This window comes from Caulobacter sp. DWR2-3-1b2 (assembly GCF_049896345.1).
Taxonomy (GTDB): Bacteria; Pseudomonadota; Alphaproteobacteria; order Caulobacterales; family Caulobacteraceae; genus Caulobacter.
Genome location: NZ_JAFCUC010000004.1, coordinates 321,248 through 345,436, shown reverse-complemented (window position 1 = coordinate 345,436; position 24,189 = coordinate 321,248). Strand labels below are relative to the sequence as shown.

The window sequence follows — 24,189 nt, the reverse complement described above, 5'->3', positions numbered from 1 at the left end:
GGATGGGCGAACGGGTTCGCGAACCGGCCAACCGCCGCTATAGGAGCAGCATGACCGCCAGGACGCCTTTCTTCGGAACCGCCCGCGAATGGGCCATCAACCTGGGCGTCGCCTCGGTGGCGGGCGCGTTCCTCGGCGTGATCGGACCCTTTGGCAGCTATTATAACGGCCCGCCGGGACCCCGCGTTTTCCACTTCGTCGTTTGCTTCTGGGTCGGGACGATGATCTTCGGCATGTCGCTTCGCTTGGCCGAGGCCTGGTCGGAACGCAGCCGGGTCCCGCCCTGCCTGAGCCTCGCCATCCTGGCGCCCGTCGCCTGCGGTCTACTGGCGGTCTTCGTCAGTTGGCTGGCCACCCTTCTGTGGCCGCAACTGAAGGCGTATACGCCGTGGGACTGGTACAGCCAGTGCCTAGTGCTGTCGGTTCCGGTCCTGGTCTTCATGATCCTGGGCCGCCGGCTGCGCGCCGCGCGGTCGCTTACACCTGTCGCCTTGGAAAGCCGGCCCTCACGCGACGTTCCGGCTGGCGAGGTGCTGTGTCTGCGGATGGAGGACCACTATGTGCGGGTCCACACCCTGACGGGCTCGCGCCTGGTGGCCGGTCCGTTCGAGCGGGTGATCGCCGGCCTGGACGCGCGCGAGGGCATGCGGGTCCATCGCTCTTGGTGGGTGGCGCGCGCCGCGGTGGTCGGTGTGGCCGCCGAGGGCCGCAACCTGCGCCTGGTTCTGCGAGGCGACCTGTCGGCGCCGGTCTCGCGGACCTCGGTGGCGCGGCTGCGGGACGCCGGATGGCTCCCACCCGAAAAATAATAGGTCAAGCTTCTGCGGCAGGACGTCGCGACCGTGGCAGGCGCTTTGCGCCCCGCCGAAAAGTTCTGGCGATCACCGTTCGAAAATCTTCGCGACAGAACGCCGCAATCTCGCCCCACAGATGAACGGCGCGATGGTCAGGAAACGCGCCTGAGGCGATGTCGAAGAGCTTTGCGGGGCTGGATTTCACGGCTTTTGACCCAAAAGGAATCGTCTTGACGAACGATCCACAGGCCGCCGCGACCAATGCGACAAACGACTCGCTGGGCGCTTGCGCCCGATTCGCAAATCAGATTAACCATTTCCTCAGCGAGATTATTCACCATTAACCAGTCTTAAATTAACTGTCCCGCACAGTGCAGGACGGGTTTCACCGGCGGTATTCCGCCACGCTGTCGAATAATGCCGCCCAAGGGCGGGGAGGGCTGCATGCGCGTACTGTTGATCGAGGATGACAGCGCCACCGCGCAGACCATCGAGCTGATGCTGAAGTCTGAAGGCTTCAACGTCTACACGACGGATCTTGGCGAAGAGGGCGTGGATCTGGGCAAGATCTATGACTACGACCTGATCCTGTTGGACCTGAACCTGCCGGACATGAGCGGCCTCGACGTGCTGCGCACCCTGCGGGTGGGCAAGGTCAACACGCCGATCATGATCCTGTCGGGCACGTCGGAAATCGACACGAAGGTCAAGACCTTCTCGGGCGGCGCCGACGACTACATGACCAAGCCGTTCCACAAGGACGAGATGATCGCCCGCATCCATGCGGTGGTCCGTCGCTCCAAGGGTCACGCCCAGTCGGTGATCAAGACCGGCGACATCGTGGTCAATCTGGACGCCAAGACGGTCGAGGTGACGGGCAACCGCGTCCACCTGACCGGCAAGGAATACCAGATGCTGGAGCTGCTCTCCCTGCGCAAGGGCACGACCCTGACCAAGGAAATGTTCCTCAACCACCTGTACGGCGGCATGGACGAGCCGGAACTGAAGATCATCGACGTCTTCATCTGCAAGCTGCGCAAGAAGCTGGCGGCCTCGGCCCAAGGCAAGCACCACATCGAAACCGTCTGGGGCCGGGGCTACGTCCTGCGCGACCCGAACGAGCAAGTCGCCGCGGCCTAAACCGTCCCGCGCGATGTCGAGAGATCAAGGCGCCCGTCTCTCCGGAGGCGGGCGTTTTTCTCTGCCAGATCAACGGATTAACCCTATCCGTGACAAAACGCCCAAAGCACTTGATAGTCCTTGTCCAGGGGCGGTCTCATCCGTCACTTTCCGGCGCGAGGCTTGCTGGGGGGCATCCCAGCCGTGTCATTCTTGAACGCACGCGGCATCGCTACCGAACGGGGGCATGATGCAGGAATTCGATCCGAGGCGGCCGACCTTGCGTTGGGCTCCGCGCGTCTTCACCGCCATCGCCGGTCTGGCCGCCCTGGGCCTGGGCTGGAAGCTTACGGCGCCCGACGCCCCGATCGCCTTGGTCCGCGCCCCGCTCGACGCCGCCGCCATGGCTATCCTGCAGCACAACGCCTTCGCCAGCGCCGAGGCCCAGCCTGGCTTCGACCGTCCGCAATCGATCCCCGTCAAGGTGCGTCCCGGCGAGACCCTGGAAAGCGCCGTGCTGCGCACAGGGATCGCCCCCAATGACGCCCACCAGGTGGTGGCCTCTCTACAGGGCGCGATCGACACCGTTAACATCAAGGCCGGCATGGCCTTCGAGGCCGCCATCGCCGAGCGCCGCAATGGGCCCAATGGTAGAAGGGGGGCCGGCGCCGCCCGCCTGATCGGCCTGTCGATGCGCACCGGCCCGTCCTCCACCCTGACCGTCTCGCGCACCTTCGACGGCGCGATGAAGCTGCGGGAGCTTGAGGAAAAGGTCAGCGACGAGACCAAGGTCGCCTGCGGCCGGATGGAGGGCTCGTTCTATGAGAGCGTCGCCAATGTCGGCGGCACGCCGGCGGTGATCAGCCAGGCGGCTCAGCTGTTCTCGCACAAGATCGACTTCTCGCGCGACATCCGCGAGGGCGACAGGTTCTGCCTGGTGTTCGACCGCAAGGTCACCGAGAGCGGTCGCACGGTCGAGGCCGGCGACCTGGAATATGCCGAGGTCAAGGGCCAGAAGTTCTACGCCTTCGACCGCGATGGTCGCAATGGAGCAGGGGGGGATGGCAAGCCTCAGTTCTTCGATGAGCTGGGCAAGAACATTAAGGGCTTCCTGCTGCGCACGCCGGTTGACGGGGCCCGCATCACCTCCACCTTTGGGCCGCGCAAGCACCCGGTGCTGGGCTATACCCGCGCTCACCAGGGCGTAGACTTCGGCGCCGGCGCCGGCACGCCCATTCTTGCGGCCGGCGACGGCGTGGTGCTGGAGGCTCGCCGCTGGAGCGGCTACGGCAACTGGCTGCGTATCCGCCATTCGGGCCAGTGGGACACCGGCTACGGCCACATCTCGCGCTACGCCCCCGGCATCCGTCCGGGCGTCCATGTGCGCCAGGGGCAAGTCGTCGCCTATGTCGGCCAGACCGGCCTGGCGACCGGTCCCCATCTGCATTACGAGGTCTGGCTCAACGGCCAGCGCGTTAACCCGATCGGCGCCAAGGTCCCACAGGGCACGATCCTGGCGGGCGGCGAACTGAGCCGCTTCAAGGCCCAGCGGGCGCATATCGACCGGCTGCTGGCCGATGGCGGCGACGCGGACGACAAGGCGACCCCAAAACTGGCCCTGGCCAGCCTGGACAAGACCAAGGGCCCGACGTTGCGGTAATGCTGAGGACACGCCCTTGCGGCGTGTCCCCATTTAGCTTCAGCGGTTGCGGAAGGGGACACGCCGCAAGGGCGTGTCCCCGCCATCACGCGAGCTTGACCATCGTCCCGCCGCGTCCCATCCAGAGGGCGCATGAAATCTTTCCCACCTCTGAAACCCGACTCCGAGGACATGCTGCACCTCGACGCCCTGCGCATCGTCGGGGCGCTGATGATCGTGGTGTTCCATTTCAACCGCTTCATCAATCTGGATGGGCGCTGGCAGGCCGTGGACGACATGGTCAAGGGCTTCAGCCTGATCGTCGACCTGTTCTTCGTGATCTCCGGCTATGTGATGGCGGCGGTCTATGCCGGGCGGCTGACGACCTGGGGCAAGTACGGGACCTTCCTGAAGAAGCGGGTGGCGCGGCTGGGGCCGCTGCACTGGGCGACGCTTGCGGTGTTCGTCGCCGTCTGGGCCGCAGGGCAAGCGGGTTTGGTCGCCGATCGCGATCCCAAGCGCTACGACCTGGCCTGCATCGTCCCCAACATCATCTTCATCCACGCCTGGCACGTTTGCCACGCCCAGACCTGGAACTTCGTCAGCTGGGCGATCAGCGCCGAGATGGGGATGTATATCGCCCTGCCGCTGCTGTTCTGGATCACGGCGCGCGGATGGGTGGTGACGGCCTTGGCGGCGGGCGTCAGCCTGACGGTGCTGCTGCTCAATCCCGACGGGCCGATGCCCTTTCACCAGTGGACCTGGAACTTTGGGGTGCTGCGCGCTGTGCCGGGGTTCCTGATCGGCATGCTGGGGTTCCAACTGAGGCCGATACTGGGGCGGCTGCCCTTGGCGCGCTTGTGGATGTGGGGCCTGCTGGCGCTGTTCCTGGGGCTGTCGATGATCCGCGTCGAGCGCACCTGGCTGCTGCTGCTCGTCTACGCCCTGGGCCTGGCCGGCGTCGCCGCCGATGCCGCAGGGACGCAGGGCGGGGTCAGTCGCCGCCTGGCGCCGTGGGCGCAATTGAGCTTTACCCTCTATCTGCTGCATCCGATCTTCCTGAAGATGGTGCTGAACTGGCTGGGGCTCAGCACCTGGCATCTGGGCGACAACGGCGACGCCATGCGTTGGCTGGTGCTGGCCAGCATCGTGGCGCTGATCCCGCTGGCCTATCTGTCGCTGGTGCTCTTCGAACGGCCGGCGCGCGACTGGATTTCACGGCTGGGCCAAAAACGAACCCTCTCTCATAGAGAGAGGGAGGGACCCGCCGCGTAGCGGTGGGAGGGTGAGAGGTTACACCTTGGACGATTTCGCGCCGCGCCCGCAATGGGCGCTCGGACGGTCAGTTATGGGTAGGTTTCAGACGTGGCGGACAGCTAGATAGGCTTCTTGTTGGGCCGCCTCTTCATCTGTGTAGAAGTGATCGTCGAGCCCCTCGACAGGCACGTAATCGCCATAGTCAAGCTGTTCATTGTAGAGCTGCATCGCCTCGTACCATGACGACGCGCGGAGTTCAAAAACCCTGCGGGCGTGAGGTGTCAGGCCAGGGCGCAGCTGATCGCTGCGCTCACGGACCGGTCCGAATTCGCCGCCGTGTCCGCTTTCCCAATACTCGTGGAGTAGCTCAGGCATACGCGATGTTTGCGGCAGCTTCACGGAATCCGCAACGGGTCGAAAGCAGACCGGGCGCTATCCGTCATGCCCTGCCGGCACGCCGGTCAGCGGTGTAACCTCTCACCCTCCCATGGCTTCGCCATGGGCCCCTCCCTCTCTCAAAGAGAGAGGGTTCAAGAAAGACTGTCCACCCAGCTCGGCAGCGCCGAAATCGACCCCAACTCGCCGTACCGCGCATGGTCCTTTGGCGCGGTCGCCGCCTCGTGCGCCCAGACCAGCGGGTAGGGGATCAGCGCCGCCCAGGCGCCGGCCTCAAGGGCCGGGAGGATGTCGGACTTCACCGAATTGCCGGCCATCACCGCCTGCTCGGGTCCGGTCCCGTGGCGGGCGAAAACCCGGCGATAGGTGCCGGCGTCCTTCTCCGAGACGATCTCGACGGCGGCGAACAGGTCGCCCAGACCGGAAGCCGCCAGCTTCTGCTCCTGGTGTAGCAAATCGCCCTTGGTGATCAGCACCAGCCGGTAGCGTTCGGACAAAGTCGCCAGGGCCTTCTCGACGCCGGGCAGCGGCTCGACGGGTTCGCTGAGCATCTCGCGGCCGGCCGCCAGGATCTGGCGGATCACCCCGATGCTGACCTGGCTGTCGGTCAGGTCCATGGCGGTCTCGATCATCGACAGGGTGAAGCCCTTGGCCCCGTAGCCATAGAGCCGCAGGTTGCGCTGCTCGGTCTCGACCAGGCTGGCGTCGATCTGGGCCTCATCGCCATAGGGCGCCAGCAGCTCGACGAACCGCTTGTGGGTCAGGCGGAAGAGGGTCTCGTTGTGCCAGAGGGTGTCGTCGGCATCGACGCCGACAGTGGTGATGGGCATGGAAGCGCTCCGGATCGGAGGCGGGTGATACGACGGGTCCGGAGAGGAGGGAAGGGTCGGCGGCGTTCCTCCTAGAGCAAGCCGCGCAATATAGGAATCGCGCGGCTTGCTCTAGACTTTTGTTTTCGCATCGCTTTTGCGGAAAACCGGTGGCCACTTTTCCGCGCGATGCTCTAGGCCCAGGAGGGCGCAGACGCCTGGGGCGACGGTGGTCGCAGCCTGGCGCAGGCGGGATGGGCCTTGTAGACGCGCTTCAGCGAGGCCGGGAAACGGTGCAGGGCCGACGCGGGCCGGATCGGCCGCGCCGACAATCCGCCGCCGCAATTGGGACAGACGCCGGAAAAGCGGCTCTCCACGCAGTCGATGCAGAAGGTGCATTCGAAGGTGCAGATCAGGGCCTGGTCGCTGCTGGGCGGCAGGTCGCGATCGCAGCACTCGCAATTGGGACGAAGTTCGAGCATGGTCGCCTCCTCCCTTGATCGCGTGTCTTGATACGCGTTGACCCGCGCACCATAAGGGCCGATGGCGCGCGAACGCGAGAGAGCAAGTTCGCCGATCACGGGAATGTGGGAGCGCGCTCGCCGCGCCGTGATCGAAAGGGTTGACCCCCCCGTCATACCCCCCTAGACACGCCGCCGTTTGCGCGGCGGGTGGGGGTTATCTCCGACCCGCCTTTTTGCGACAATGATCGGCCCTTCGGGGCCAGCGTTCTGGAGGCGCTTTCCGAGATGTCCCAAGACCTTCTCCCCGGCGTCACCGGAATTTTGGCCCTGGCCGACGGCACGATCCTGCAAGGCCTCGGCTGCGGCGCGACGGGCGACGCGGTCGGCGAGGTGTGTTTCAACACCGCCATGACCGGCTACCAGGAGATCCTCACCGACCCCTCGTACATGGCCCAGATCGTCGCCTTCACCTTCCCGCACATCGGCAATGTCGGGACCAATGTCGAGGACCTCGAACAGATGGCCGGCGGGGCCGAGACGGCGGCCCGCGGCGCGATCTTCCGCGACGCCCCGACCCACCAAGCCAATTGGCGCGCCGACAGCGACTTCGACGGCTGGATGAAGCGCCGCAACATGATCGGCCTGTCGGGCGTCGACACCCGCGCCCTGACCCGCAAGATCCGCGAGACCGGCATGCCGCACGGCGTCATCGCCCACAGCCCGAGCGGTGAGTTCGACCTCAACGCCCTGGTCGCCAAGGCCAAGGCCTGGGCCGGACTGGAAGGCCTCGACCTGGCCAAGGACGCCTCCACCACCCAGACCTTCACCTGGGACGAGGGCCTGTGGTCCTGGCCGGAAGGCTACGCCAAGCTGGACAAGCCCAAATATGAGGTCGTGGTCCTCGACTATGGCGTCAAGCGCAACATCCTGCGCGCCCTGGCCCATGTCGGCGCCCGCGCCACGGTCGTGCCGGCCGACACCTCGGCCGAGGACATCCTGGCGCGCAATCCCGATGGCGTGCTGCTGTCAAACGGCCCGGGCGATCCGGCCGCGACCGGCGAATATGCGGTGCCCGAGATCCAGAAGCTCGTCGCCAGCGGCAAGCCGGTGTTCGGCATCTGTCTGGGCCACCAGATGCTGGCCCTGGCTGTCGGCGCCAAGACCGTGAAGATGGAACAGGGCCACCACGGCGCCAACCACCCGGTGAAGGACCTGACGACCGGCAAGGTCGAGATCGTCTCGATGAACCACGGCTTCACGGTGGACAGCGCGAGCCTGCCCGAGGCGGTGACCGAGACCCACGTCTCGCTGTTCGACGGCACCAATGCCGGCATCGCCGTGACGGGGAAACCGGTTTTCAGCGTGCAGCACCATCCTGAGGCCTCGCCGGGGCCGACGGACAGTCTGTACCTGTTCGAGCGGTTCGCGGGTCTGATGGATCAGGCGAAGTAAAAATCCTCCCCCTGTGGGGGAGGTGTCGCCCGAAGGGCGACAGAGGGGGGGAGTGTTCGGCAGGTGACCGCCTGCAGGATTGCCGACCCTAAAACTCCCCCCACCGATCGCTTCGCGATCGCCTCCCCCATCGGGGGAGGATTTTACGTCCCGAACTGCGTGAACGGGACCTTGTTGAACAGCTCGCGCTCCGCCCCGCGCGGGTCGTCCTGCATCCGGGTGGTGTTGTCGAACACCAGCGTCTGCCGCCTCGGCAGGGTGTAGGGCTCCCACTTCGGGATCGCCGGGCAGTTGGGATCACCCGTCCGCGCGAAGGCGATGAAGGCGTCGGCCAGGCGCTCATGCAAGGCCACAGCGTCGGGCGCTGAGCCGGTGATCACGCCGGGCGCGTCGAGATTTCCGAACACCAGCTGCATGTCCAGCGTATGGGGGGCGCCCCAGACGCCGCCGTCCTTGGGGGCGCGCCAGTCGAGCTGATAGGCGAAGGCGGGGGCGCCGGCCTTGGCGCGTTCCTCGTCCTGGATGATCGCCGCCTTCCACGAGCGGCCGGCCGTGGCGGCGGCGAAATAGACGTCGGACGGGGCATAGGCCGGATAGATCTTGCGATAGGCCGCCACCACCGTGGCGGGGTCGATGTCGACGCGCGCGTTGAACTGGCTGGGCAACTTGGCGATGACCTGGTCCCAGGTCAGGTCCAGCAGGCTCTTGTCATAACCGACGAAGCCGCGCGTCTCGTCATGGGTGTTGCCGACCATCATCGGCACGTCCAGGCTCTGGGGCGCGGCGTCGGGGAAGAAGGGGTGGCGGGTCAGGCTCCGCTCGTCCAGCACCGGACCCATATAGACCCCGCCGCTGCCGGCGATGGGATCGACGGCCTTCAGGCCGGCCAGGAACTGGTCGGCGCGCAGGGCGCGCAGGGCGGCCAGGTCCTTGACCCCCAGCTTGTCCACGAAGCCCTTGGCGCGCTTGGTGGCGTTGAACGGGCCGCCGACCGTGACCTGCTGGCCGCTCATGGTCGCGGCGCGGTGGAACAGGCCCTTGGCCGACGGCATGGCCATCAGGGTGGCGATCTTGGCGCCGCCGCCGGACTGGCCAAACAGCATGACATTACCGGGATCCCCGCCAAACGCGGCGATATTGTCGCGCACCCATTGCAGCGCCAGGACGAGGTCCAGCTGGCCGGCATTGCCGCTGTCAGCCACGGAAGGGTCGTCGAAGAGGCGGGCCAGATAGAGGTAGCCAAAGGCGTTGAGGCGGTGATTGACCGTCACCACCACCACGTCACCGCGCTTGGCCAGTTTCGTGCCGTCATACCAGGGGCTGGCCCCCGAGCCGGTGTTGTAGGCGCCGCCGTGGATGTAGACCATCACCGGGCGCTTCTTGCCCTCTGAGGCTGGGGTCCAGACGTTGAGGAACAGGCAGTCCTCGCTGAGCGTCTCGCCCTCCTCGCCCTTGCCGCTTTGCGGTGACGCCGCGCCGAAGGCCAGGGCGTCGGCGACGCCGGTCCAAGGCTTGGGCTTGACGGGCGGCGTGAACCGCGCCGCGCCGCCGGTGTCGGCGCCGTAACGCAGACCCTTGAACACCTGGACGCCCGTGGCGCTGGCTCCACGCACCTTGCCCGCCGTGGTGGCGACGACGGGACCGGCCTTGGCGGCGGCGAAGGCCGGCGTCGAGGCCAAGGCCAGGGCCGCGCCCGCGCCGGCGATCAGGCCGCGGCGATCGACATTCAGGTGGTCCATGAGCTTGCTCCGGCGCGGTTGGGCTCGCGCTCGGAAGAAGGGCTATCACGGATCATGACACCGGTGACATCCACTTTTTGGGGAGGGCGGAGCGCCAGCCGAGCAGGTCCTCCCCCCGTGGGGGAGGCGGCGCGAAGGCGCCGGTGGCGGGAGTAGACCCACCTCACCGACACTCCCCCCACCGTCGGCTTCGCCGACACCTCCCCCACAGGGGGAGGACTTAGAGTGCGTCCACCGCCTCTGCGTGCTCGCGGATGATCTCCAACGTCGAGACATCCGCGTCGAACACCCCGAACAACCCCTGCTCCTCCTGCGGCGGATCGCCGACATAGGCCTGGTCGCCCATCTTGAACCAGGCGTCCGGATGGGCCGCGCGGGCCTCGCCGTTCCAGGCCCAGAAGTTGGTCCCGGCGATCGGGCCGCCGGCCTTCATGTCGGCCAGGGCGGTGTCGAAGACCATGCCGTAGAACCGGTCCTTGAACGTGGCCAGAGCGCCGGGCGTGAAGGCGCGATCGTCGCGGATCAGGCCGAACTCCTCGATCACGAGGGGCTTGCCCAGCCCCTTGGCCAGCGCGATGTGGCGAGCGATGTAGTCGCGGCACTTCGCCTCGCCGGCGGCGTAGGTCGCGGGCTGATCCTTGAAGTCGATCCAGTTCCAGTTGTTGGGCCAGACGTGCAGGGTCAGGTAGTCGATGCTAGCGGGCTTGTGGGCCTCGACCACGCAGGCCTCGCGCTGCAGGCAGCCCATGTCGCCCTCGCTGCCGGTGCTCACCAGGTGGCGGCGGTCCAGCGCCTTGATGAAGGCCGAGGTCTCGGCGATCCAGCGATAATAGGTCGGCAGGTTGGCGACCCCGAACGCCTCGCTGCCGCCCGGCCGCGGCTCGTTGGCCAGCTGCCAGGCCATGATGGTCGGGTCATCGCGATAGGCCTTGCCGGTGACGCCGTTGGTGCGGGTCACCAAGGCGCGGACATAGTTCTGGAACAGGACCTGGGCCTTGGCGTCGCCATAGAAGCGCGCCGAATAGTCGGCGAACTCTGGCCACGGGTGGGCCGGATCGCCCTGCTGAAACCAGTCGCCATTGCCGGTCCAGCGCAGATAGGCCGGCATGCCGCCTGACCAGTCCCAGAAGTTGTTGAGATAGATCACCGCCTTCATGCCGCGCTCGGCCATTTGCGCCAACAGCACGTCGAGGCCGGTCAGCAGATCCTGGTCATAGTCCTCGCCGGGCCCACGGAAGGTCGGGTCGATCGCCACCTTGGCCGGCGACCGCTCGCCCGCGCCCAGCACCCGCAGATTGGTGACGCCCAAGGCCTTCAGCCGGTCCAGCTCGCGCCCCAGGCGGGCGCGGTCGCCGGTCTTGCCTGGGGAGCCCAGCCAGGCCCCGTACCAGAGATTGGCGCCGACGAAGCGATAGGGCTTGCCGTCGAGGGTCAGGTGGCCGTCGCGGACGGTGACGAAGCCCTTTGCGGGCGTGGCGGCCTGCGCGTCGCCAACGGCCATCAGGGCGGCTCCGGCCATCATCAGGTGGCGTCTCGACAGCATGGTTGGCTCCCCCGTTTTGCCTACACTAGCGGAGGGCGGTGGCGCGGGGGAGGGGACTCCAGAACTTGATTTCTGAAAGAATGGCCCAGGCTGCTCCCTTTAGCCTTTGTACAGCGTGGTCGGCCCGTTCGATCGGCGCGACAGCTGTTGTCGAAGAAGTGCGATGCCGGATTGATCCTTACGCCCTTGACCGCCGAGCCCTGCGAGAGGCCGGCCAGAGAAGCGACGGCTTGCTAACTCAAGGCGTTCGTTTTTCCAGCCCATGCCAGACCCTAGAAACGCGCACCCTGTCACCAGCGGGTTCGTAACGCACGACGTAGCTTGATGAGCCGAAGGGCACGATCAACTCGCGAAGACCGTCGGCATCGATGGGGCGTCCCCGATCCGAAATCTCGCCGAGACTTTCGAAGGCCTGGGCCAGCACGTCGAGCAAGCGATCGGCCGCGAGAGGATGCTTCTCGAACAGCCAGTCGTGGACGCGTGCCACATCGGCGTGCGCTTCGCGTGAAAGGATGACCGGGCGGGGCAGAGCGTTACAGGCGGTGGCGCGCGCGAAGCCGATCGCGCAGTTCGGGCCAAGCCGTTCCCTCGCCGGTCCGTTTCATGCGTTCAATGATAGCCCGGTCAATAGCCGGATCAGGATCGATCGGCGCTTGCCCGGCCTGATCGATCTCTCGATCGATCAGCAAGGCGGCATAGTCTTTCGGAGACATGTCCAGCCGATCCGCCAAAGCCTTCAGCTTGGCGGTCTTTTCAGCGTTCACATGAAGATCAAAGCCGTCAGCCATGAGCGAAGAATCCCGCCCTGGGCCGGCGGCGTCAAGTCACAGATTCAACGACACCGGATGCCCGTCCTGGGCCGTGATGTTGACGCTCAGCGCCCGCTCCACCGCATAGCGCAGCGGGGCATGCGGCCCGCCGGCCGACAGGTCCGAGTGGCGGCGGTCCAGCCTCACCGGCGTTCTTCTAGCCCGTGCCAGATCCGGGTGATGATCACCCGGTCGGAAGTGACCCGGTAGCGGATGATGTAGCCACCTTGTCCGAAAGGAATATTCACTTCGCGGGTCGCGGGTCGCGGGTCGTGGGGCCGACGGGGCGGCCTCTCAAAGGATGTCTGGTCAGGCTGATAAGCATCTGGCCCATTAGATCGCCGAAACGGGCGGCTATGGCGGTGTCGTATTCCATCAGTCTCCCGTTCAGGCGTTCGGCGTCCTTGCCTGCCCGAGGAGAGACGGTGATGGAATAGATCACCCCTCTCGGCCGCCGAACGTCCGGAGCCGCACCTGAAATTCTGGCCAGGAAATGGCCTCGCCCGTGCGCTCAACCTCGTCCGCTATGGCTTCATCGATGGCGGGGTCTGGATCGACCCACCCCGAATTACTGTTCGCGAGGTCCCGATCGATCAACAGGCCCGCATAGTCCTCCGGTGACATGTTGAGCCGGTCTGCCAGAGCCTTGAGTTTGGCGGCCCGTTCGTCGTCCAGGTGAAGATCAAATCCATCGGCCATGGACGCAGAATCCCGCCCCTGGCCGAGATCGTCAACTCACAGATTCAGCAGCGCCGGATCCCCGCCCTGGGCCGTGATGTTGACGCTCAGCGCCCGCTCCACGGCGTAGCGCAGCAGCGCATGGGGCCCGCCGGCCTTGGGGCCGGTGCCCGACAGGCCCTCGCCGCCGAACGGCTGGACGCCGACCACGGCGCCGGTCATCGAGCGGTTGACGTAGCAGTTGCCGGCTGGGACCAGGCGCTGCACGTCGGCCGCGAAGCGCTCGATCCGCGAGTGAACGCCCAGGGTCAGGCCGTAGCGGCGGGCCGCCAGGGCGCCGGCCACCTGCTCCAGGTCCTCGGGCCGATAGCGCACCACGTGCAGCACCGGGCCGAACACCTCGCGCTCCAGGAAGTCGGCGGCGGGGATCTCGGCCAGGACCGGGGCGAAGAAGGTCCCGGCTTCCGGGGCCGTAAGCTGGTGCAGGACCTTGGCCTCGTGTCTCAGGCGGACGAGATGCTTGTCTAGCGCCGCCTTGGCCTCGGCGTCGATCACCGGGCCGACGTCGGTGGCAGCCAGGGCCGGGTCGCCGATCACCAGGGCGTCCATGGCCCCCTTCAGGCCCTCGATCAAGCCGTCGGCGGTGTCTTCCGGCAGGAACAGCAGCCGCAGGGCCGAGCAGCGCTGGCCGGCGCTGCCGAAGGCCGACAGGATCACGTCGTCGATCACCTGTTCGCGCTGGGCGGTGGTATCGACGAACATGCCGTTCAGGCCGCCGGTCTCGGCGATGAACGGCACGATCGGGCCTTGGCGTTGGGCCAGCGTCTGGTTGATCCGCCAGGCGGTGTCGGTGCCGCCGGTGAAGGCCACGCCGTCCAGGCCGTCATGGGCGGTCAGGGCCGCGCCGACCGTCTCGCCGCGACCTGGCAGCAGGGCCAGCAGGCGGTGGTCCAGGCCGGCGGCGTGATAGAGCTTTACCGCCTCATAGGCGACCAGCGGCGTCTGCTCGGCAGGCTTGGCCAGCACGGCGTTGCCGGCCGCCAAGGCGGCGGCGATCTGGCCGGTGAAGATCGCCAGCGGGAAGTTCCACGGGCTGATGCAGACGAAGACGCCCCGGCCCGCCAAGCGCAGTGTGTTGGTCTCGCCGGCCGGTCCAGTCAGGGTCTCGCCAGCCAGGCCGAACTGCTCCTCGGCCAGCTTGGCGTAGTAGCGGCAGAAATCGACCGCTTCGCGCACCTCGGCCACGGCGTCGGGCAGGGTCTTGCCGGCTTCGCGTGACAGGATGGCGATCAGGCGCTCGATATTGGCTTCCAGGGCGTCGCCCATCGACCGCAGGACCACGGCGCGGGCGGGGCCGCCGGCCTGATCCCAGGCGGGCTGGGCGGCGCGAGCCAGCTTGAAAGCCTGGTCGATCTGCGGCAGTTGGGCCTCGGAGACGACGCCCACCACGCGGTCGGGATCGGCGGGGCTGACCACCGGCATCGGCGGCGCGCCGGCCGTGAATTTGCCGCCGATCAGCGGGCCGGACGACAGGGTCAGCTTGTCCAGTTCGACGAGGTGGGCGGCCAGGCGGTCGCGCGCCGCCTTCACCGACAGGTCGACGCCAGCGCTGTTGCGGCGCCACGGACCGTAGATATCGGTCGGCGTCGGGATCTTGGCGTGGCGGTCGGGGTGGGCTTCCACGGCGGTGATCGGATCGACCACCACCTGCTCAACCGGCACCCGCTCGTCGAGCAGGGCGTGGACGAACGATGTGTTGGCGCCGTTCTCCAGCAGGCGGCGGACCAGGTAGGGCAACAGGTCCTCGTGGCCGCCCACCGGGGCGTAGGCCCGCAGGGTGACGCCGTCATAGAGGTCGTCGGCGGCGGCATAGAGCGCCTCGCCCATGCCGTGCAGGCGTTGGTGCTCGATCTTGACGCCGGAATTCTTGGCCATGCGCACCACGGCCGCCAGCGTGTGGGCGTTGTGGGTGGCGAACTGGGCATAGAGGTGGGGCGCGGCAGCGACCAGGGCCTTGGCGCAGACCAGGTACGACAGGTCGGTGGCGGGCTTGGTGGTGTAGACCGGATAGTCCGGCCGGCCGGCGACCTGGGCGCGCTTGATCTCGCTGTCCCAGTAGGCCCCCTTGACCAGGCGGACCATCAGGCGGCGACCGGTTTCCTTGGAGAGGGCGGTGAGGCGGGCGATCACCTCGGGGCAGCGCTTCTGATAGGCCTGGACAGCCAGGCCCAGGCCGGTCCAGTCGCCCAGTTCCGGCTCGCGGCACAGGCGGTCCAGCAGCTTCAGCGACAACGCCAGTCTGTCCGCCTCTTCGGCGTCGATCGTGAAGCTTAAATCATGCTCTGCGGCGATCAGCGCCAGGCGCAGGATGCGCGGATAGAGTTCGTCCCAGACGCGGGCCTCTTGCGTGGCCTCATAGCGCGGGGTCAAGGCCGACAGCTTGATCGACACGCCGTGGCCGGCTTCCGGGCCGGCGCGGTTGGACAGCTTGCCGACGGTTTGAATCGCGTCGGCATAGGACTTCTCATAGCGGGCGGCGTCGGCGGCGGTGCGGGCGCCTTCGCCCAGCATGTCAAAGCTGCAGATGTCGTTGTCGTGGGCGGCGCGCTTGATGGCCGCCTCGATGGTGCGGCCCAGCACGAACTGCTCGCCCATGATGCGGATGGCCTGGCCGACGGCGGCGCGGATCACCGGCTCGCCCAGGCGGCCGGCGATCTTTTTGATAAACGCCGGCAAATCCCGCTGGGCCTGGTCGTCGGGCTCGACCAGCTTGCCGGTCAGCATCAAGCCCCAGGTCGAGGCGTTGACGAACAGGCTGTCGCTGCCGCCCAAGTGGGAAGCCCAGTCGGCCGAGCCGATCTTCTCGGCGATCAGCTTGTCGCGGGTGTCGTCGTCAGGGGTGCGCAGCAGGGCCTCGGCCAGGCACATCAGGGCCAGGCCCTCGCGGGTGCCGAGCGAAAACTCCTGCAGGAAGCTTTCGACCACGCCCTGCTTGCGGACGCTGCGGCGGGCGCCGCGCACCAGGGCCTCGGCCTCGGCGCGGATGGCGGCGCGATCCTCCAGGCTCAGGGGCTGGGCGGCTAGCAGGTCGGCGATCACCGCGGCCTCGTCGCGGTACTTGCCGTCGTCCAGCGTGTCCCAGTCGGTCATGGTCGCCTCGTTAATGGAATATCATCGGTCTATCGCGACATCGGCCAAAGGTGCTTCGTTTGTTCGGTGGCTGGTCCGTGTAATCTTCGGTAAAATCGGCGAGACCAGTCATTCGCTCCAGGCGCGCCGCGAGGTCGCTCGGGAGCATGTCGACGGCACATTGGGCGGGAAGGAGAGCGGTGGGAAGGGACACGTTACGGGGGGAGGTCGCGTGCCCCTTCCGCTCTCGCGCGGCGCTCAACGGGGGAGAGGCGCGCCGCGACGGCCGCCGCTTGCGCGGGGCGATCCTGCCGCCTGGAAACGCCGAGGGGGGGAGTGGCGCGGCCAAGCTTGCTAGGACGATTGAGGGTATAGCGCCGACATGATCGAAGGTGCTTTGTTTGTTCGGATCAATTTCCGAATTATCTTCGGTTAAAACGGGAAAAGTCCATGTCTGCTCTAGATGATACCGATCGCCGACTTTTACGGGTGCTGCAGGTCGATGGCCGTATCACCAACGCCGAGCTGGCCAAACGCTGCAACCTGTCACCGGCCGCCACCTTCGACCGTGTGCGGCGGCTGCGCGAGCGCGGTTTCATCCTCGGCTATGTGGCGCTGCTCGACCCGGCCAAGGTCGACCGCGCCCTGCTGATCTTCGTCGAGGTGGTGCTGGACCGCACGACCGGCGAGATGTTCGAGGACTTCGCCGCCGCCGTGCGCCGCGCGCCCGAGATCCTGGAGTGCCACATGGTGGCCGGGGGCTTCGACTATCTGATCAAGGCCCGGGTGCGCGACATGGAGGCCTATCGCGGGTTCCTGGGCGACATTTTGGTCAAGATGCCGGGGGTGCGCGAGACGCGGACCTATGCCGTGCTGGAAGAGGTTAAGAGCACGGTGCAGCTGCCGTTGTAATCCCGCCAAAAACCCGCTCATCCCGGCGAATGCCGGGACCGAGATGGAATAGCTGAGGCTGACGCCATAGGCGTCGAGCTCTTCCCGTCATCCTCACCGCTAAGGGGTCTGGGTCCCGGCATTCGCCGGGATGAGCGGAATTAGAGAGACCGCTCCCGCTTCCGAAACCCTGCCGCCTTCGCCCTGTTTCCGCACGCGGTCATCGAGCACCACCGCCTGTCTCCCTTGCGGGAGGTGTCGAGGAACAGCACCGCGCAGGGCGGGCCTTCGCACTGGCGGATGCGGTCGGAGAGCTCGCCGCCCAGCAGGTCGACGCTTTCACGGGCCAGGCCGGCCAATAGGCTGCGCGCATCGCCAAACAACCGAGCGCGGCCATCCTCGCCCAGCCAGGGCGGGGCGGCGGGCAGGGCGGCGAAGCCATTGATCAGCTCGCGGTCGAGGCTCGGCAGGTCGCCGCCCTTGGCGCGGGCCAAGGCCAGGCGATAGAGCGCCTCGCGCAGGCCGCGGGCCTGGACCAGGTTGCCGTCGGTGGCGCTGGGCGAGACCTCGGCCAAGCCAGCGGCGACCAGCCAGCGATCGAGATCGGCGGGCGTGGCCAGCAGGTCGCGGGGCGCGGCGCCCAGGCGACCGGTCACCGTCGCCGGCAGGTCGAGCGCCAGGCGGCCGCCTCGAAACTTGAAGCCGTCGCGGATTTCCGCCTTCGCGATCATGCGTTCCTGTCCAGTAACCGAATTGACAGGTTAGGATGCGTCGTCGAAGGTGCACAAGTAACCTGTCAAACAAGTTATCACTGGAGATCGACATGAGCACGACCACGACGCGGCCATGGGGCGTGGCTTTCGGTTTGACGTTAGCGGCCTTGTCGGTCTCGGCGGCGCACGCGGCCGAGCCATCGCTGGGGGGGACCTGGATCTTGGTCGCCGCCGACGACCTGCATCCCGGCGGGGCGCGCACCCACGGCTATGGCGAGGCGCCCAAGGGCCGGCTGATTGTCGATGACCAAGGCCGTTACAGCCTGCAGATCTTCAAGGCGGAGCGGCCGAGGTTCGCCTTGGCCGACAAGCGCAAGGGCACGGCGGCCGAGTTCGAGAGCGCCGTGCTGGGGTCGAGCACCCATTATGGGACTGTGACGATCGACGCGCCGGCCCACGTGCTGACCTTCCGAATCGAGGGCGCGTCCTATCCCAATTGGGAGGGCACGGAGCAGAAGCGGCGATATGAGCTGAAGGGCGAGGAACTGAGCTACCAGGTGCCGGCGGCGGCAGACGGGACGATCCCGATCTCGGTATGGAAGCGGGTAAGGTAGGGCCCGCTCCGCATACCCAATTCAGCGATCTTGCTATCGCGTCCTTCTCCCGCAAGGGGAGAAGGAAAATGGCACGCTTGGGGGAGGGGGCGCATGGGGGATCGCGTGGTCCGTCTAGAGCATTTTTCGAGCGAAGTGGTTCCGGTTCGCGTGAAGAAAAATACGTCAAAACAGAAGATTAGAGCTCACGGCCTGACGCAGTCAGGTCGGGAAATCCTCTAGGTCCCCGGCGCGGCGGGGGCGCCGCCGCCGAGGGCCTTGTAGAGGGTGGCCAGGTTGGTGGCGCGCACCAGGCGGGTGTTGATCAAGCCCTTCCGGGCCGTATAGAGCGTGCGCTCGGAGTCGAGCAGGCTGAGCGAGCTGTCGATCCCCGCGCCGTAGCGGGCCCGCGACAGGCGGACCGTGTCGTTGGCGGCGGCGACCAGGCGCTCCTGCGAGCCGACCCGGTCCTGGATGGTGGCCTGGACGGCCAAGCCGTCGGAGACTTCGCGGAACGCGGTCTGCACGGCCCGTTCGTACTGGGCTATGGCGATGTCGCGGCCGGCCTTGGCGCTGTCGAGATTGGCCATATTGGCCCCGCCGTTGAAGATCGGCAGGCTGATGCGCGGCGTGAAGCTCCAGGCGCCGCTGCCGCTGTCGAACAGGCCGCCCAGATCGTTGCTGGCCACGCCGGTCTGGCCGGTCAGGCTGATGCTGGGGAAGAAGGCCGCGCGGGCCGCGCCGATATTGGCGTTGGCGCCGGCCAGGCCGTGCTCGGCGGCCAGCACGTCGGGGCGACGGGTCAGCACGTCCGAAGGCAGGCCAGCCGGCAGGTCGGGCAGGATCTGGGCGGTGACCAGCCCGCCGGCCGGCAGCAGGTCGTTCGGCGCATCGGCGCCGACCACCAGCCGCAGGGCGTTCCTGTCCTGCTCGACCTGGGCCAGGTAGGTCGCCACGTCGGAGCGGGCGTTCTCGACCAGGGTCTCGGCCTCGCGCACTTCCAGCTGCGAGATCGCGCCGGCCTCGAAGCGCCGGCGGATCAGGGTCATGGACTGGTCGCGGGTGGACAGGGTCTCTTGCGACAGGGCCAGCAGGTCCTGGTCGGCGGCCAGGGTCAGCCACGTGCCGGCCGTCTGGGCGATCAGGCTGATCTGCATCGCGCGGCTGTTTTCGTGGGTGGCCAGATAGCTCTGCAGCGCCGCGTCTTTGAGGCTGCGCACGCGGCCGAAAATGTCCAGTTCGTAGGACGTGACGCCGACGCCGGCCGAGTAGCTCTCGATGTCGCGACCGACCGCCACGCCGGGGATATTGGCCGTTTGCGACGATGAGCTCTGGCCTCGGGTCCCCATCGCCGAGGCGTCGATGCCCGGAATGAGCGCCGCGCGCTGAATGCGGTACTGGGCGCGGGCCCGCTCGATGTTCAGCACCGCCACCCGCAGGTCGCGGTTGTTGCTGAGGGCCATCTCGATGACGCCTTGCAGGCGCGGGTCTTCGAACACCTCGCGCCAACCCAGGTCGGTGGCGGTGACCCTAGAGCCGGTATTCGAGGCCGCGACCGGCCAGGCGTTGTCGACCGCCAGGGCCGGACGCACGGTGGCGGGGGCCAGGGTGCAGGCGCCGAGGGCCGAGGCGGCCAACAGGGCCAGGGTCAGGCTACGCAAGTTCATCTCAGTGGCCCTCGGCCGGGGTGACAGGCGTCTCGGCGAAATGGCGCGGCTTGGGTTTGAAAATCCGTTCGACGATCACGAAGAACAACGGGACGAAGAAGATCGCCAGGACGGTGGCCGAGATCATGCCGCCGATCACGCCAGTGCCGATGGCGTGCTGGCTGCCGGATCCAGCCCCGTTCGAAATCGCCAAGGGCAACACGCCGAAGATGAAGGCCAGCGAGGTCATGATGATCGGCCGCAGACGGATGCGCACGGCCTCCACCGTGGCCTCGACCAGGTCCATGCCCTTTTCGTGCAGATCCTTGGCGAACTCGACGATCAGGATGGCGTTCTTGGACGCCAGGCCCATGGTCGTCAGCAGGCCCACCTGGAAGTAGATGTCGTTGGACAGGCCGCGCAGGGTGGTGGCCAGCAGGGCGCCGACGATGCCCAGTGGAATGACCAGGATCACCGACAGCGGGATCGACCAGCTCTCATAAAGCGCCGCCAGCAGCAGGAAGACCACCAGGATCGAGACGCCATAGAGGGCGGGCGCCTGGCTGCCCGACTCGCGTTCCTGGGCCGACAGGCCGGTCCATTCGAAGCTGATGCCCGGGGGCAGCTGGGCGGCGATCTTTTCCATGGCGTCCATGGCCTGGCCCGAGCTCTTGCCTGGGGCTGGGGCTCCCTGGATATTCATCGACGACAGGCCATTATAGCGCTCCAGGCGCGGCGAACCGTAGACCCAGCGGGTGGTGGCAAAGGCGCTGAACGGCGCCATCGCGCCGCTGCCGGTGCGGACGTACCAGTTGTTGAGGTCCTCGGGCCGCATGCGATAGGGCGCGTCGGCCTGGACATAGACCTTCTTGATCCGGCCCCGGTCAATGAAGTCGTTCACATAGGCCCCGCCCCAGGCGGTGCTCAGCGCGGCGTTGATGTCGGCCGTGGTCAGGCCCATCGCCCCGGCCTTGGCCTGGTCGATGTCGATCTTCAGCTGCGGGGTGTCGTCCTGGCCGTTGGGGCGGACGCCGGCCAGGGCCGGGTCTTTTGCCGCCATGCCGAGCACCTGGTTGCGCGCCGCCAGCAGGGCCTCGTGGCCGACGCCGCCGATGTCCTGCAGCTGGAAGTCGAAGCCCGAGGAGGTGCCCAGTTCCGGCACGGCCGGCGGCACGATGGCGAAGACCATGGCGTCGCGAATCTGCATGAACTTGCCCATGGCGCGGCCGGCGACGGCCGGGGTCTTGAGCCGGGCGGCCTTGCGCTCGTCGAAGTCCTTCATCCGAACGAAGGCCAGGCCGGCGTTCTGGCCGGCGCCGCTGAAGCTGAAGCCGGCGACGGTGAACACCGCCTGCACCGCGTCCTTCTCGTCGACCAGGAAGTGGTCGCGCACCTGGTCCAGCACCCGCTGGGTGCGTTCCTCGGTGGCGCCCGGCGGCAGTTGGACGATGGTGAACATCGTGCCCTGGTCCTCTTCCGGCAGGAAGGCGCTGGGCAGGCGGATGAACAGGAAGCCCATCACCAGTATGACCACGCCATAGGCCAGCATCCAGCGGGCGCTCTTGCCCAGGATGCCGCGCACCGAGCCCTGATAGTTGCGGCTCATATGGTCGAAGCTGCGGTTGAACCAGTTGAAGAACCGGTTGAAGAAATTCACGACCCCGCCCAGCGGACCCGTACGGTCTGTCCGCAAAGGCTCGCCATGGCCCGGGCGAGCCGGCTTCAGCAGAGTGGCGCAGAGGGCCGGGGTCAGCACCAGGGCGACCAGCACCGACAGACCCATGGCCGAGACGATGGTGATCGAGAACTGGCGATAGATCACGCCCTGCGAGCCGCTGAAGAAGGCCATGGGCACGAACACTGCGGCCAGCACCAAGGCGATGCCGACCAGGGCGCCGGTGATCTCGTCCATCGACTTGCGCGTGGCCTCGACGGGCGACAGGCCTTCCTCGCTCATCACCCGCTCGACGTTCTCGACCACGACGATGGCGTCATCGACCAGCAGGCCGATGGCAAGCACCAGGCCGAACATGGTCAAAGTGTTGATGGAATAGCCGAAGATCGACAGGATTCCGAAGGTGCCCAGCAGCACAACGGGCACGGCGATGGTCGGGATCAGCGTGGCGCGCCAGTTCTGCAGGAACAGGAACATGACGATGAAGACCAGGATGATGGCCTCGATCAGGGTCTTGATGACCTCCTCGATCGACAGCTTCACGAAAGGCGTGGAGTCGTAGGGGACTACGTACTGATAGCCGGCAGGGAAGGTCTTGGAGAGCTCCTCGACCCGCTTCTTGACGGCGTCGGCCGTGTCCAGCGCATTGGCGCCGGGCGCCAGCTTGATGGCGATGCCGGCGGCGGGCTTGCCGTTGTACTTGGCGCCAAAGCCGTAGCTCTCGGCGCCCAGCTCGACGCGGGCCACGTCGCGCAGGTGGACGATGGCGCCGCCGGCGCTGTTCCTGACGATGATGTTCTCGAACTCGGCCGGGGTGGTCAGGCGCGACTGGGCGGTGATCGTGGCGTTCAGGGCCGTGCCCGGCAGGTTGGGCGCCCCGCCCAGCTGGCCAGCCGAGACCTGGGCGTTCTGGGCCCGGATGGCGGCCTGCACGTCGGCTGGGTTCAGGCTGAAGCTGGCCAGCTTGGTCGGATCCAACCAGATGCGCATGGCGTATTGCGAGCCGAACATCTGGATGTCGCCCACGCCGTCGACGCGGCTCAGCGGGTCCTGCAGGTTGCTGGAGATGTAGTCGGCCAGGTCGGTGGCGGTGGTCTTCGGATCCTCCGAATACATGCCGACCACCAGCAGGAAGTTCCGGGCCGACTTGGCCACTGCCAGGCCTTGCTGCTGCACTTCCTGCGGCAGCAGGGCGGTGGCGGTCTGCAGCTTGTTCTGGACCTGCACCTGGGCGATGTCGATATCGGTGCCGGCCTTGAAGGTCAGGGTCGTCGTGGCCCGGCCCGAGTTGTCGCTGGTCGAGGCCATGTAGTCCAGGCCGTCGAGGCCCTTCATCTTCTGCTCGATGACCTGGGTGACGCTGTCCTCGACGGTCTTGGCCGAGGCGCCGGGATAGACGGCGGTCACCGCGACCTGGGGCAGGGCGATGTTGGGATATTGGGCGATCGGCAGGCTGCGGATGGCCAGGGCCCCCGCCAGCATGATGACGATGGCCACGACCCAGGCAAAGATCGGCCGGTCGATGAAGAAACGGGAAAGCATCGGGGACCGGCCTTAGCGTTGAGCAGAGGTAGCAGGAGCGGTGATGACGGCGGCCTTGACCGGCGCGCCGGGGCGCACCTTCTGCAGGCCTTCGACGATGACCTGGTCACCCGGCTTCAGGCCCGAGGTCACCAGCCACTTGTCGCCGATCGTCTGGCTGGCGACCACGACACGTGGCTCGGCCAGGCTCTTGGCGCCGACCACCATCACGGTGGCGTTGCCCTTGGGATCACGGCTGACGGCCGCTTGCGGGATCAGCATGCCGCCATTGGCCACGCCCTTGCCGAGAATGGCGCGGACATACATGCCCGGCAGCAGCACGCCATTGGGATTGTCGAAGGTGGCGCGCAGGCCGACCGACCCGGTGGTGGGATCGACGCTGACGTCGGAGAACTCCAGGCGGCCGGGCACGGGATAGGTGGAGCCGTCTTCCAGCTTCAGGGTCACCTGAGCCGAACCCGAGCGGCCCAGCTGGCCGCTGTTCAGGGCGCTCTGCAGCTTCAGCATGTCCGAGGACGACTGGGTCAGGTCGACATAGATCTTCGACAGGTCCTGCACCGTGGCCAGGGCCGTGGCCTGGCTGGCGGTGACCAGGGCGCCCGGGGTCACCGTGCTCTTGCCGATGCGGCCCGAGATCGGGGCGAGCACGCGGGTATAGCCCAGATTGATGCGGGCGCCGTCGACGGCGGCCTTTTGGGCGGCGACATTGGCGGCGGCCGTCAGGGACGCGGCCTGGGCGTCGTCATTGTCCTGCTTGGAGACTGCGTTGATCTCGACCAGGCCCTTGTAGCGCTCGGCCTTGAGACGGGCGGCGGTAGCCTGGGCCTGGGCCTGGGCGAGACCCGCAGCGGCGCTGTTATAGGCGACCTGATAGGTCGCGGCGTCGATTTGGTACAGCGCCTGACCGGCGCGGACATAGCCGCCTTCCTGGAACAGCCGCGCCTTGACGATGCCGCCGACCTGCGGACGCACCTCGGAGATCAGGTGGGCCGAGGTGCGGCCGGTCAGTTCGGAGGTCAGGGTGACCGGCTCGATCCTGGCGATGATCACGCCCACCGGCGAGGGGCCGCGCGGTCCCATGCCGCCGGCCCCGCCCGCGCCCTTGCCTTGGCCACAGGCGGCCAGGGTCAGCGCGATGGCCGCGAGGCAGGCCGCCGAAAGGACGGCGCGAGAAAGGTTGACGGACATAGAGAAACCCCAGGAGCGACAGGGCGCCGCAGGCGCTTGGCCTTGACGAGGCCCTGGTGGTAACCAACATGAGAATGAACGTTCATTCTCAATCGGGCTGGACATAGTTCCGG

Annotated in this window: 21 protein-coding genes and 1 pseudogene; 7 read left to right on the top strand and 15 right to left on the bottom strand. The window is 67.0% G+C overall.

What is annotated here, in order from left to right; translation table 11 throughout:
* Positions 1–50: 50 nt before the first annotated feature.
* The 4 genes from ACP694_RS13530 (at position 51) to ACP694_RS13515 (ending at position 4,827) form a co-directional block, all read left to right on the top strand.
* The gene (locus ACP694_RS13530; RefSeq protein WP_426013146.1) at positions 51–809 is read left to right on the top strand and encodes a LytTR family DNA-binding domain-containing protein; all 759 of its coding nucleotides are present in this window, start codon (positions 51–53) and stop codon (positions 807–809) included.
* Between the two features lie 429 nt (positions 810–1,238).
* Entirely contained in the window at positions 1,239–1,934 is a 696-nt protein-coding gene (gene ctrA, locus ACP694_RS13525) for a response regulator transcription factor CtrA (RefSeq protein WP_426013144.1), read from the top strand.
* 229 nt (positions 1,935–2,163) lie between these two features.
* The gene (locus ACP694_RS13520; protein WP_426013273.1) at positions 2,164–3,573 is read left to right on the top strand and encodes a peptidoglycan DD-metalloendopeptidase family protein; all 1,410 of its coding nucleotides are present in this window, start codon (positions 2,164–2,166) and stop codon (positions 3,571–3,573) included.
* Positions 3,574–3,705: 132 nt separating this feature from the next.
* On the top strand, positions 3,706–4,827 hold the full coding sequence (locus ACP694_RS13515; RefSeq protein ID WP_426013142.1) for an acyltransferase family protein: 1,122 nt from the start codon (positions 3,706–3,708) through the stop codon (positions 4,825–4,827).
* An 84-nt stretch (positions 4,828–4,911) separates the two neighbouring features.
* On the opposite strand, the gene ACP694_RS13510 is transcribed toward ACP694_RS13515, so the two are convergent.
* The 3 genes from ACP694_RS13510 to ACP694_RS13500 all read right to left on the bottom strand — a co-directional run bounded on the left by ACP694_RS13510 (position 4,912) and on the right by ACP694_RS13500 (position 6,496).
* Positions 4,912–5,208, bottom strand: coding sequence for a hypothetical protein (locus ACP694_RS13510; protein WP_426013141.1), 297 nt, complete (start codon positions 5,206–5,208; stop codon positions 4,912–4,914).
* A gap of 131 nt (positions 5,209–5,339) precedes the next feature.
* On the bottom strand, positions 5,340–6,035 hold the full coding sequence (locus ACP694_RS13505; RefSeq protein ID WP_426013139.1) for an HAD family hydrolase: 696 nt from the start codon (positions 6,033–6,035) through the stop codon (positions 5,340–5,342).
* Positions 6,036–6,208: 173 nt separating this feature from the next.
* Entirely contained in the window at positions 6,209–6,496 is a 288-nt protein-coding gene (locus ACP694_RS13500) for a DUF1272 domain-containing protein (RefSeq protein ID WP_426013137.1), read from the bottom strand.
* A 267-nt stretch (positions 6,497–6,763) separates the two neighbouring features.
* Between ACP694_RS13500 and carA the strand changes: the two genes are divergently transcribed.
* Positions 6,764–7,930 (top strand): glutamine-hydrolyzing carbamoyl-phosphate synthase small subunit, encoded by a 1,167-nt coding sequence (gene carA, locus ACP694_RS13495; protein ID WP_426013135.1) that lies wholly within the window; start codon positions 6,764–6,766, stop codon positions 7,928–7,930.
* A 143-nt stretch (positions 7,931–8,073) separates the two neighbouring features.
* On the opposite strand, the gene ACP694_RS13490 is transcribed toward carA, so the two are convergent.
* From ACP694_RS13490 to putA, 8 genes and pseudogenes are all read right to left on the bottom strand, one after another.
* Positions 8,074–9,669, bottom strand: a complete 1,596-nt coding sequence (locus ACP694_RS13490) for a carboxylesterase/lipase family protein (protein ID WP_426013134.1) — start codon at positions 9,667–9,669, stop codon at positions 8,074–8,076.
* Positions 9,670–9,889: 220 nt separating this feature from the next.
* On the bottom strand, positions 9,890–11,212 hold the full coding sequence (locus tag ACP694_RS13485; protein ID WP_426013132.1) for a glycoside hydrolase 5 family protein: 1,323 nt from the start codon (positions 11,210–11,212) through the stop codon (positions 9,890–9,892).
* Between the two features lie 238 nt (positions 11,213–11,450).
* Positions 11,451–11,726: a type II toxin-antitoxin system RelE/ParE family toxin gene (locus ACP694_RS13480; RefSeq protein ID WP_426013272.1), complete on the bottom strand. Its 276-nt coding sequence runs from the start codon at positions 11,724–11,726 to the stop codon at positions 11,451–11,453.
* A 19-nt stretch (positions 11,727–11,745) separates the two neighbouring features.
* Complete coding sequence (locus ACP694_RS13475) at positions 11,746–12,000, bottom strand: antitoxin (RefSeq protein WP_426013131.1); 255 nt, start codon at positions 11,998–12,000, stop codon at positions 11,746–11,748.
* 36 nt (positions 12,001–12,036) lie between these two features.
* Positions 12,037–12,135, bottom strand: a pseudogene (locus ACP694_RS13470) (hypothetical protein); the annotation flags it as partial.
* Between the two features lie 29 nt (positions 12,136–12,164).
* Positions 12,165–12,269 carry a hypothetical protein gene (locus ACP694_RS13465; RefSeq protein WP_426013129.1) on the bottom strand — a complete coding sequence of 35 codons (105 nt, stop codon included), beginning with the start codon at positions 12,267–12,269 and terminating at the stop codon, positions 12,165–12,167.
* 190 nt (positions 12,270–12,459) lie between these two features.
* Positions 12,460–12,720, bottom strand: a complete 261-nt coding sequence (locus ACP694_RS13460; protein WP_426013128.1) for an antitoxin — start codon at positions 12,718–12,720, stop codon at positions 12,460–12,462.
* Positions 12,721–12,756: 36 nt separating this feature from the next.
* Positions 12,757–15,849 carry a bifunctional proline dehydrogenase/L-glutamate gamma-semialdehyde dehydrogenase PutA gene (gene putA / locus ACP694_RS13455; protein ID WP_426013126.1) on the bottom strand — a complete coding sequence of 1,031 codons (3,093 nt, stop codon included), beginning with the start codon at positions 15,847–15,849 and terminating at the stop codon, positions 12,757–12,759.
* Between the two features lie 429 nt (positions 15,850–16,278).
* Between putA and ACP694_RS13450 the strand changes: the two genes are divergently transcribed.
* On the top strand, positions 16,279–16,740 hold the full coding sequence (locus ACP694_RS13450; protein ID WP_426013124.1) for an Lrp/AsnC ligand binding domain-containing protein: 462 nt from the start codon (positions 16,279–16,281) through the stop codon (positions 16,738–16,740).
* 140 nt (positions 16,741–16,880) lie between these two features.
* Here the strand turns inward: ACP694_RS13450 and ACP694_RS13445 are convergent, their stop codons facing one another.
* Positions 16,881–17,450, bottom strand: a complete 570-nt coding sequence (locus ACP694_RS13445; protein ID WP_426013122.1) for a CGNR zinc finger domain-containing protein — start codon at positions 17,448–17,450, stop codon at positions 16,881–16,883.
* 92 nt (positions 17,451–17,542) lie between these two features.
* Here ACP694_RS13445 and ACP694_RS13440 point away from each other — a divergent pair, with 92 nt between their 5' ends.
* Positions 17,543–18,046, top strand: a complete 504-nt coding sequence (locus tag ACP694_RS13440; protein ID WP_426013120.1) for a lipocalin-like domain-containing protein — start codon at positions 17,543–17,545, stop codon at positions 18,044–18,046.
* A gap of 218 nt (positions 18,047–18,264) precedes the next feature.
* Here ACP694_RS13440 and ACP694_RS13435 read toward each other — a convergent pair whose 3' ends face one another.
* The 3 genes from ACP694_RS13435 to ACP694_RS13425 are packed head-to-tail and all read right to left on the bottom strand — an operon-like array spanning position 18,265 to position 24,076.
* Positions 18,265–19,692, bottom strand: a complete 1,428-nt coding sequence (locus tag ACP694_RS13435) for an efflux transporter outer membrane subunit (RefSeq protein ID WP_426013118.1) — start codon at positions 19,690–19,692, stop codon at positions 18,265–18,267.
* Position 19,693: 1 nt separating this feature from the next.
* A complete protein-coding gene (locus tag ACP694_RS13430) occupies positions 19,694–22,888 on the bottom strand; it encodes an efflux RND transporter permease subunit (RefSeq protein WP_426013117.1) in 3,195 nt (1,064 codons plus the stop codon).
* Positions 22,889–22,900: 12 nt separating this feature from the next.
* Positions 22,901–24,076, bottom strand: coding sequence for an efflux RND transporter periplasmic adaptor subunit (locus tag ACP694_RS13425; RefSeq protein ID WP_426013115.1), 1,176 nt, complete (start codon positions 24,074–24,076; stop codon positions 22,901–22,903).
* Positions 24,077–24,189: the final 113 nt, after the last annotated feature.